Source organism: Streptomyces sp. 13-12-16 (assembly GCF_002114215.1).
Taxonomy (GTDB): domain Bacteria; phylum Actinomycetota; class Actinomycetes; order Streptomycetales; family Streptomycetaceae; genus Streptomyces.
Window position 1 is genome coordinate 1 of sequence record NZ_NCTE01000524.1, and the last position, 8982, is coordinate 8982.

Annotated in this window: 7 protein-coding genes and 1 pseudogene; 5 read left to right on the forward strand and 3 right to left on the reverse strand. The window is 70.7% G+C overall.

From position 1 onward, the window contains the following. Nucleotides 1-449: pseudogene (locus B7767_RS21210) on the reverse strand (shikimate dehydrogenase); the annotation flags it as partial. A 145-nt stretch (nt 450-594) separates the two neighbouring features. On the opposite strand from B7767_RS21210, the gene B7767_RS21215 reads away from it, so the two are divergent. The 3 genes from B7767_RS21215 to B7767_RS21225 all read left to right on the forward strand — a co-directional run bounded on the left by B7767_RS21215 (nt 595) and on the right by B7767_RS21225 (nt 5489). Further along, entirely contained in the window at nt 595-1263 is a 669-nt protein-coding gene (locus B7767_RS21215; RefSeq protein ID WP_085573592.1) for a TetR/AcrR family transcriptional regulator, read from the forward strand. Between the two features lie 339 nt (nt 1264-1602). After that, nucleotides 1603-2961, forward strand: coding sequence for an MFS transporter (locus tag B7767_RS21220; protein WP_085573593.1), 1359 nt, complete (start codon nt 1603-1605; stop codon nt 2959-2961). Between the two features lie 140 nt (nt 2962-3101). Continuing rightward, nucleotides 3102-5489, forward strand: coding sequence for an excinuclease ABC subunit UvrA (locus B7767_RS21225; RefSeq protein WP_085573594.1), 2388 nt, complete (start codon nt 3102-3104; stop codon nt 5487-5489). 51 nt (nt 5490-5540) lie between these two features. On the opposite strand, the gene B7767_RS21230 is transcribed toward B7767_RS21225, so the two are convergent. Then, on the reverse strand, nt 5541-5987 hold the full coding sequence (locus B7767_RS21230) for a PPOX class F420-dependent oxidoreductase (RefSeq protein ID WP_085573595.1): 447 nt from the start codon (nt 5985-5987) through the stop codon (nt 5541-5543). A 57-nt stretch (nt 5988-6044) separates the two neighbouring features. On the opposite strand from B7767_RS21230, the gene B7767_RS21235 reads away from it, so the two are divergent. Then, nucleotides 6045-7274 carry a serine hydrolase gene (locus tag B7767_RS21235; protein WP_085573596.1) on the forward strand — a complete coding sequence of 410 codons (1230 nt, stop codon included), beginning with the start codon at nt 6045-6047 and terminating at the stop codon, nt 7272-7274. Between the two features lie 13 nt (nt 7275-7287). On the opposite strand, the gene ribA is transcribed toward B7767_RS21235, so the two are convergent. Then, a complete protein-coding gene (gene ribA, locus B7767_RS21240; RefSeq protein ID WP_085573597.1) occupies nt 7288-7947 on the reverse strand; it encodes a GTP cyclohydrolase II in 660 nt (219 codons plus the stop codon). A gap of 41 nt (nt 7948-7988) precedes the next feature. Here ribA and B7767_RS21245 point away from each other — a divergent pair, with 41 nt between their 5' ends. Then, nucleotides 7989-8789: a creatininase family protein gene (locus tag B7767_RS21245; protein ID WP_085573598.1), complete on the forward strand. Its 801-nt coding sequence runs from the start codon at nt 7989-7991 to the stop codon at nt 8787-8789. Nucleotides 8790-8982: the final 193 nt, after the last annotated feature.

Here is an 8982-nt window from a genome sequence, read left to right on the forward strand (position 1 = left end):
CCGAGGGTGAGCGTGGCGTGCGCGACGGCCGCGCCGGCGCCGCCCGCGCCGAGCTGCACGACCCGTTCCAGCGGGGCGTCCGGCAGCCCGCGGGCGAAGGCGGCGGCGAAGCCGGTGACGTCCGTGTTGTGGCCGACGGCGCGCCCGTCCTCGAACACGACGGTGTTGACCGCGCCGAGCGCCTCGGCCCGCGGATCGAGGGCGTCCAGGTGCTCGACGACGAGCCGCTTGCACGGGTGGGTGATGTTGAGCCCGTCGAAACCGAGCAGCCGGGCGGCGCGCAGCAGCTCGCCCACCGCCTCGGGCGGGACACCGATCGTGTCGAGGTCGAGGAGCCGGTACAGACAGCGCAGACCCTGCCGGCCGGCCTCCCGCTCGTGCAGCGCGGGGCTGAGCGAGGGGCCGATGCCGGAGCCGATCAGCCCGACGAGATACGAGTCCTTGAGCACCGGGACCTCCAGAGGCGGCTCACTAATGTACGAACCAGTACGTTAGCTATATCAGCCGTCCCGGTCCCGCGGGAAGACCCGCCGGGCCCGGCGGGGGCTGCTTCTAGAATCACCGGCACCGCACCCCCCGGCCCGGAGGAACCCGATGACCAGCGTCGAAGAACCGGCACGGCCCGGCGAGCGCATCCGTGACGCCGCCCGCACCAGGGCCGAGATCCTCGACGTGGCGACGCGGGAGTTCTCCCGGGCCGGCTACGACGGGGCCCGCGTCGACGAGATCGCCGCCCGCACCCGCACCACCAAGCGGATGATCTACTACTACTTCGGCGGCAAGGAGCAGCTGTTCACGGCCGTGCTGGAGCGGGCGTACGGCGTGATCCGCGAGGCCGAGCAGCAGCTCGACGTGGACCACCTGGACCCGGTGGCGGCCATCCGGCGGCTGGCGGAGCTGACGTTCGACCACCATGAGCGGCACCCGGACTTCATCCGCCTGGTCGGCATCGAGAACATCCACGGCGCGGAGCACATCGCGGCCTCCGAGGAACTGGGCAGGATGGGCTCGCCCGCGCTGGACGTGATCCGCCGGATCCTGACGGCCGGACAGGAGTCGGGGCTGTTCACGGCCGACGTCGACGCCGTGGACCTGCACGCGATGATCAGTTCCTTCTGCTTCTTCCGGGTGTCCAACCGGCACACCTTCGGCGCGCTGTTCGGCCGCGACCTGGTGGACCCGGGCCGGCGCGAGCACTACCGGGCGATGCTGGGCGACATGGTGATCGCCTATCTGACGGCGGAACGCACGGCGGACCGGTAGCCCGGGGCCCCACGACCCGGCGGCTCCGGGTTCTTCGCCCGGTGACCCCAGACTCCACGGCCCGGCGGCTCCTGAGCCCGCGGCCCGGCGGCTCCTGAGCCCTCGGTCCGGCGGCTCCGGGTCCCTCGGTCCGGCGGCTCCGGACTCCGGACCGGGGCCACCGGACCAGGGCCACCGGTCCGGAGTCCGTACGACGCACCCCCTTGACAGTGCGGGCGGCCGGGCGCAGCATCCCTACCCAGCCGCTACTAACTACCCAGTGGGTTAATTAGCACATCGGCAACTCCCCTCCGCTCGTCCTCCGCGTACCGTCGTGGAGTCCCCCCGAAGGAGCACGCCGTGACCGTCCCCGCACCGCCCCGCGACGCCTCCCCGCCCGGACAGCCGAAGAAGGCGGCGGCCGCCGCCTGGATCGGCAGCGCGTTGGAGTACTACGACTTCTTCATCTACGGCAGCGCGGCCGCGCTGATCTTCCCGGAGATCTTCTTCGACGACTCCGACCCGGCCACCGCGACCCTGCTGTCGCTGGCCACGTTCGGTGTCGCGTACGCGGCCCGGCCGATCGGCGCGCTCTTCCTCGGGCACATCGGGGACCGGCTCGGCCGCAAGAAGATCATGGTCTTCACGCTGATGCTGATGGGCCTGTCGACCTTCCTCATCGGTTGTCTGCCCACCCGCGCCCAGGTCGGCTCCCTCGCCCCGGTCCTGCTGGTGCTGTGCCGCGTGCTGCAGGGCATCTCGGCGGCCGGCGAGCAGGCCAGCGCGAACTCGATGACGCTGGAACACGCCCCGCCGGACCGGCGGGGCTTCTTCACCAGCTTCACCCTCAGCGGCACGCAGGGCGGCCAGCTCCTGGCCACGCTGGTCTTCATCCCGATCGCCGCGCTGCCCGAGGAGCAGTTGCTGTCCTGGGGCTGGCGGGTGCCGTTCTGGCTGAGCGTCGCGGTCGCCGTCGTCGGGTGGGTCATCCGCCGCAGGCTGGACGAGACACCGGCGTTCGAGCAGCAGACCGCCGGCGAGGGGGTCGTGAAGCTGCCGCTGATGGTGCTGCTGCGCGAGCACTGGGCGGACGTCCTGCGGGTGGTCGCGGGCGCGCTGATCGCCTCGGTCAGCACCGTCTTCACGGTGTGGGCACTGGCGTACGCCACCAGTGACACGGTCGGCATGTCCCGCTCGTCGATGCTGTGGGTGGGCGCGCTGGCCAATCTCGTCGCGCTGGCCGCGATCCCGCTGTGGGCCGCGCTCTCCGACCGGGTGGGCCGCCGTCCCGTCTATCTGATCGGGGCCGTCGGCAGCGCGGTGACGATGTTCCTCTACCTGTGGGCGATCTCCACGGGCGGCTACGCGCTCACCCTGCTCCTCGGGATCATCGCGTTCGGCGTGGTCTACAGCGCCGCGAACGGTGTGTGGCCGTCCTTCTACGGCGAGATGTTCCCGACCAGGGTCCGGCTCTCGGGCGTGGCGATCGGCACGCAGATCGGCTTCGCGGTGGCCGGGTTCGCGGTCACGTTCGCCGCGCGGATCGCCGGGCCCGACGGCGACGACTGGACGGCGGTGGCCCTCTTCACGGCCGCTCTGTGCGTGCCCCCGGTCATCGCGGCGATCACGGCCCGCGAGACCCATCGTGTCCCCACCGAGCGGCTCGGCGAACGTGCCGTCGAGGAGAGCGCGCAGCGGCCGGCGAAGGTGACGGCCTGACCTGCGCCGAAGATGTTCCCCGTCCGGTCAGGAATCAAGAAGCGCAGGTGGACACGGGCCGCCTAGCCTAGCCTTGCCGCGATGGGACGCCGGCGGGGACCGCGCACGCGGTCCCCGCCCGACGGAGGGGAACGACGAGCATGACCACGAGGACAGAGCAGCAGCCGGCCGAGCCGCACGCCGCCGACAGCCACGATCTGATCCGCGTGCACGGGGCGCGTGAGAACAACCTCAAGGACGTCAGCATCGAGATACCCAAGCGCCGGCTGACGGTGTTCACCGGTGTCTCCGGCTCGGGCAAGAGCTCCCTGGTGTTCGACACGATCGCCGCCGAGTCGCAGCGGCTGATCAACGAGACGTACAGCGCCTTCCTCCAGGGCTTCATGCCGAACCTGGCCCGCCCCGAGGTCGACGTGCTCGACGGCCTGACCACCGCCATCACCGTCGACCAGCAGCGGATGGGGTCCGACCCCCGCTCCACCGTCGGCACCGCCACCGACGCCAACGCGATGCTGCGCATCCTCTTCAGCCGGCTCGGCACGCCGCACATCGGCCCGCCCGCCGCGTACTCCTTCAACGTCGCCTCGGTCTCGGCGAGCGGCGGCTTCACCATCGACCGCGGCACCGACAAAACAAAGACCGAGAAGGTCAGTTTCAGCCGCACCGGCGGCATGTGCACGCACTGCGAGGGCCGGGGCACGGTCTCCGACATCGACCTCACGCAGCTGTTCGACGACTCCAAGTCGCTCTCCGAGGACCCCTTCACCATCCCCAACTACACCGGTGACGGCTGGGCGGTGCGGGTCATCGCCGAGTCGGGCTTCTTCGACAAGGACAAGCCGATCCGCGAGTACGGCAGGAAGGAGCGGCACGACTTCCTGTACCGCGAGCCGACCAAGGTGAAGATCAACGGGGTCAACCTCACCTACGAGGGGCTGATCCCGAAGATCCAGAAGTCGTTCCTGTCCAAGGACCGCGAGTCGATGCAGCCGCACATCCGGGCCTTCGTGGACCGGGCGGTCACCTTCACCGAGTGCCCCGAGTGCGACGGCACCCGGCTCAGCGCACTGGCCCGCTCCTCGAGGATCGGCGAGGTCAGCATCGCCGACGCCTGCGCCATGGAGATCCGTGACCTGGCCGAATGGGTCCGCGGGCTGACGGAACCGTCGGTGACGCCGCTTCTCACCAAGCTCCAGCACACCCTCGACTCGTTCGTGGAGATCGGCCTCGGCTACCTCTCCCTCGACCGGGCCTCGGGCACGCTCTCCGGCGGTGAGGCGCAGCGCACCAAGATGATCCGCCACCTCGGCTCCTCGCTCACCGACGTCACCTACGTCTTCGACGAGCCCTCGATCGGCCTGCACCCGCACGACATCCAGCGGATGAACAACCTGCTGCTGCGGTTGCGGGACAAGGGCAACACGGTGCTGGTGGTGGAGCACAAGCCGGAGACGATCGCCATCGCCGACCACGTCGTGGACCTCGGCCCCGGCGCCGGCACGGCGGGGGGCACCGTCTGCTTCGAGGGCAGCGTCGACGCCCTGCGCGCGAGCGACACCGTCACCGGCCGCCACCTCGACGACCGGGCCAGACTGAAGGAGACGGTCCGCGAGGCCACCGGCGTGCTGGAGATCCGCGGCGCGAACGCCAACAACCTCCAGGACGTCGACGTCGACATACCGCTCGGTGTGCTCTGCGTCGTCACCGGCGTCGCCGGCTCCGGCAAGAGCTCCCTCGTCCACGGTTCCGTACCGGCCTCCGAGGGCGTGGTCTCGGTGGACCAGACCCCGATCCGCGGCTCGCGCCGCAGCAACCCGGCGACGTACACGGGGCTGCTCGACCCGATCCGCAAGGCGTTCGCCAAGGCCAACGGCGTCAAGCCGGCGCTGTTCAGCGCCAACTCCGAGGGCGCCTGCCCCACCTGCAACGGCGCCGGCGTCATCTACACCGACCTGGCGATCATGCAGAGCACCGCCACGACCTGCGAGGACTGCAGGGGCAAGCGGTTCGACGCGTCGGTGCTGGAGTACCGCTTCGGCGGCCGGGACATCAGCGAGGTGCTCGCGATGTCGGTGACCGAGGCCGAGGAGTTCTTCCGCGAGGGCGAGGCACGCATCCCGGCCGCGCACCGGATCGTCGAGCGGATGGCGGACGTCGGCCTCGGCTACCTCACCCTCGGCCAGCCGCTCACCACGCTGTCCGGCGGTGAGCGGCAGCGGCTGAAGCTGGCCGTCCACATGGCCGACAAGGGCGGTGTGTACGTCCTCGACGAGCCGACCACCGGTCTGCACCTCGCCGACGTGGAGCAACTGCTCGGCCTGCTCGACCGGCTCGTGGACTCCGGGAAGTCGGTCGTCGTCATCGAGCACCACCAGGCGGTCATGGCGCACGCCGACTGGATCGTCGACCTCGGCCCCGGGGCCGGTCACGACGGCGGCCGGGTCGTCTTCGAGGGCACCCCCGCCGACCTGGTCGCCGCCCGCTCCACCCTCACGGGCGAGCACCTCGCGGCGTACGTCGGCGCCTGAGGCACTCGCGGTACGCGCCGGGGTGATCCCTTCGCACCCCGGCGCGACGCTTCACGCCCCGGCGCGGCGAGGGATGCCGTACGCCCGTTCCACGCGCAGGCGCAGTACCAGGCGCCGGTCGCGGACCATCGCGGCGCGGTAGTCGTCCCAGTCGGAGTGCTCGCCGTTGACGTCGCGGTACAGCCGGATCAGCTCCTCCACCGTCTCGTCGTACAGGTTTCCGGCGACGGGTGACAGGTCGGCGGTGCCCTCGGCGACCGTGTAGGCCCACCGGTCGTCACTGGTGACGTGGTAGGAGGCGCGGGGGTCGCGCCGCAGGTTACGGGTCTTGGCCCGGTCGTCGGTGAGCGAGACGCGGATGACCCGCTCGTCGGGGTAGTAAGCGTGCATGACGTTCGACAGCTGGGGCCGTCCGTCACGTTTCAGGGTGACGAGCACTCCCCCGTGCAGCTCGGAGAGCAGGGCGAGCAGTGCGTTCTGTTCGGCGTCCTGGGTCATGACTCGTTCAACGGTCCGCACCGGGCCGGTGTTCCTCCGAGGGGAGCGAGGAGAGCGATGACAGTGCTGCGGCAGGAGGCCGATCCCGCCGAGGCCGGGCTGGACGCGGGGGCGCTGGAGCGCCTGGACCGGCATTTCGCCCGCCGGGTCGACGAGGGGAGACTGCCCGGCTTCCTGGTGGCCGTCGCCCGGGGCGGGCGCGTCGCGCACCTCACGGCGTACGGGGCGCGGGACGTCGCGGCGGGCCTGCCGGTGGAGAGCGACACGCTGTGGCGGATCTACTCCATGACCAAGCCGGTGACGGCCGTCGCCGCACTGATGCTGATGGAGGAGGGCCGCCTGTCGCTGGACGACCCGGTCGGCCGCCACCTGCCGGCGTTCGCACGGCCGCGCGTGTACGAGAGCGGATCGGGTGACGGCGTGCGGACCCGCCCTCCCGCCGGCCCCCTCCTCGTACGGCATCTGATGACGCACACCGCCGGCCTGACGTTCGCCTTCTACCACTCCCACCCCGTCGACGCGCTGTACCGCGCGGCCGGTCTCGAGTCGTCGGTGGCGCCGGGGGCGGACCTCGCGGGGACGACCGAGGTGTACGCGCGTCTGCCGCTGCAGTTCGATCCGGGCACGCAGTGGAACTACTCGGTCGCCTCGAACGTGCTGGGCCGGATCATCGAGGTGGTGTCGGGCCGCCCGCTCGACGTGTTCCTCGCCGAACGGATCTTCCGGCCGCTCGGTATGACGGACGCCGGTTTCGAGGTCACCGACGAGCAGGCGGAGCGGCTCGCGGAGATGTACGGGGAGTCCGACGACGGCGGCATCGAGCCCATACCCGGACTGCCGCTGCGGGGCCGGCCCCGGTTCCTGTCCGGCAGCGGCGGCATGGTGGCCTCCGCCCACGACTTCCACCGCTTCATGGAACTGCTGCGCCGGCGCGGCGAACTCGACGGTACGCGCCTGCTCTCCCCGGCGACCGTGGACCTGATGACCCGCAACCACCTCCCCGGCGGCGCCGACCTGCGTGCCTTCGGCAGCCGCCCCGCACACGACGTCCCCGGCAACGAGGGCGTCGGCTTCGGCCTCGGCGTCTCCGTCGTCGTCGACCCGTCCCGTACGCAGGCCCCGTCCGCTCCCGGCAGCTACGGCTGGAGCGGCGTGGCCACGACCACGTTCTGGGTCGACCCGGGCCGCGACCTGACCGTGCAGTTCTACACGCAGGTGCGGCCCGGGTCCTCCCACACCGTCTTCCGGGACCTCAAACGGCTGGTGCACGAGGCGGTGACGCGCTGACCGCGGGGCCGGGTCAGGACAGGTGCGCCACGGCGTCCAGATGGGGCAGGTGGTGGTCGAGCCGCTCCCGCTTGGTGCGCAGATAGGTGATGTTGTTCTCGCACGGCGGTATCAGCAGCGGCACCTGCTCGGCGACCTGGACACCGTGCCGGACCAACGCCTCGCGCTTGCGCGGGTTGTTGGACATCAGCCGCACCGAGCGTACGCCCAGGTCCTGGAGGATCCCGGCGGCGACACCGTAGTCGCGGGCGTCCACGGGGAACCCGAGCGCCAGGTTCGCCTCGACGGTGTCCAGGCCCTCCGCCTGCAGGGCCATCGCCCGCAGCTTGCCGAGGAGTCCGATGCCGCGGCCCTCGTGTCCCCTCAAGTAGACGACCACGCCCGCCCCTTCGGCGACGACCGCGCGCAGCGCCGACGCCAGCTGGTCACCGCACTCGCAGTGCTGCGAGCCGAAGGCGTCCCCGGTCAGGCACTCCGAGTGCAGCCGGACGAGGACTCCGTCCGTGCCGATGTCGCCGTACACCAGGGCGACCTGCTCGTCACCGCGGTCGTGGTCCAGGTAGCCGACCGCCTGGAACTTGCCGTACACGGTGGGCAGCGGCGCATTCACGACGCGTTCCACGCCGGTCCGCCGCTGGGGCTTCTTGCCGAGGACGCCTACTTTTTCTGTCATGATTCTCGAGTTCCTAAGCAGAGACGAAAGGCCGTGACGATATGGGTGGTTCACAAAAGCGGTCGGCGGCATACGGCCCGGTGCACGGTCTGTTGCCGGCGGATACTACAGAGGATGTACGGACGCGGGGAGCCGGCGTCTCACGGCAGATCGCGGTACTTCCGGTCGGGAGTTTCGAGCAGCACGGTCCGTTCCTGCCGTTGGCGACCGACACGCTGGTCGCCTGTGCGATCGCGCGGGAGATCGCCGACGTCTTTCCGGTGCACCTCCTCCCTCCGGTGACGATCTCCTGCTCCCACGAGCACGCGGCCTGGCCGGGGACCGTCTCCCTCTCCTCCGTCACGCTCCACGCGGTGATACGGGACATCGCCGACTCGCTCCGCAGGTCGGGCGTGGACACCCTGGTGCTGGTCAACGGGCACGGCGGGAACTACGTACTGGGCAACGTCGTCCAGGAATCCTCCGCCCGCGGTGAGCGAATGGCACTGTTCCCGGCCCCGGAGGACTGGGAGGCGGCACGTGTACGGGCCGGCGTCACCACGTCCCTTCTCACCGACATGCACGCGGGCGAAATCGAGACCTCCATTCTTCTCCACACACATCCCGAATTGCTCCGCCCCGGTTATGAGACCTCCGACCACACAGCGGACGACCGCCGCCACCTCCTCACCACGGGTATGTCCGCCTATACCGATTCGGGCGTCATCGGCCGCCCTTCTCTGGGCGCGGCGGAAAAGGGCAAGGAAATCCTGGCAAGCCTGGTGGATTCGTTCGGGGCGTACTTCTCACTGCTGACGTCACCCTCTGACCCGTCCGGCACATCCAGCCCGTCCGGCGTTTGAGGACGAGGCCGAAGGCCTGCAGGGGATCCGGGGGCAACGCCCCTGGGGACGGGAAGGGAAGGGGCGGCGGGGGCGAGAACACCGAGCCCACCGCCCCGCACCCCCGCGTACCACCGGCCGACCAGTACCACCGCACCCGGCAGGCTGGCCACAAGACTGAGCACCCCGTAGACGACCGCGACGGTCAGCCCCC

What these genes read in the sequence shown, in the direction of transcription:
- B7767_RS21225 (WP_085573594.1), top strand. Translation starts at nt 3,102, where the DNA reads ATGACCACGAGGACAGAGCAGCAGCCGGCCGAGCCGCACGCCGCCGAC.
- B7767_RS21230 (WP_085573595.1), bottom strand. Translation starts at nt 5,987, where the DNA reads ATGACCCAGGACGCCGAACAGAACGCACTGCTCGCCCTGCTCTCCGAG.
- B7767_RS21215 (WP_085573592.1), top strand. Translation starts at nt 595, where the DNA reads ATGACCAGCGTCGAAGAACCGGCACGGCCCGGCGAGCGCATCCGTGAC.
- ribA (WP_085573597.1), bottom strand. Translation starts at nt 7,947, where the DNA reads ATGACAGAAAAAGTAGGCGTCCTCGGCAAGAAGCCCCAGCGGCGGACC.
- B7767_RS21235 (WP_085573596.1), top strand. Translation starts at nt 6,045, where the DNA reads ATGACAGTGCTGCGGCAGGAGGCCGATCCCGCCGAGGCCGGGCTGGAC.
- B7767_RS21245 (WP_085573598.1), top strand. Translation starts at nt 7,989, where the DNA reads ATGGGTGGTTCACAAAAGCGGTCGGCGGCATACGGCCCGGTGCACGGT.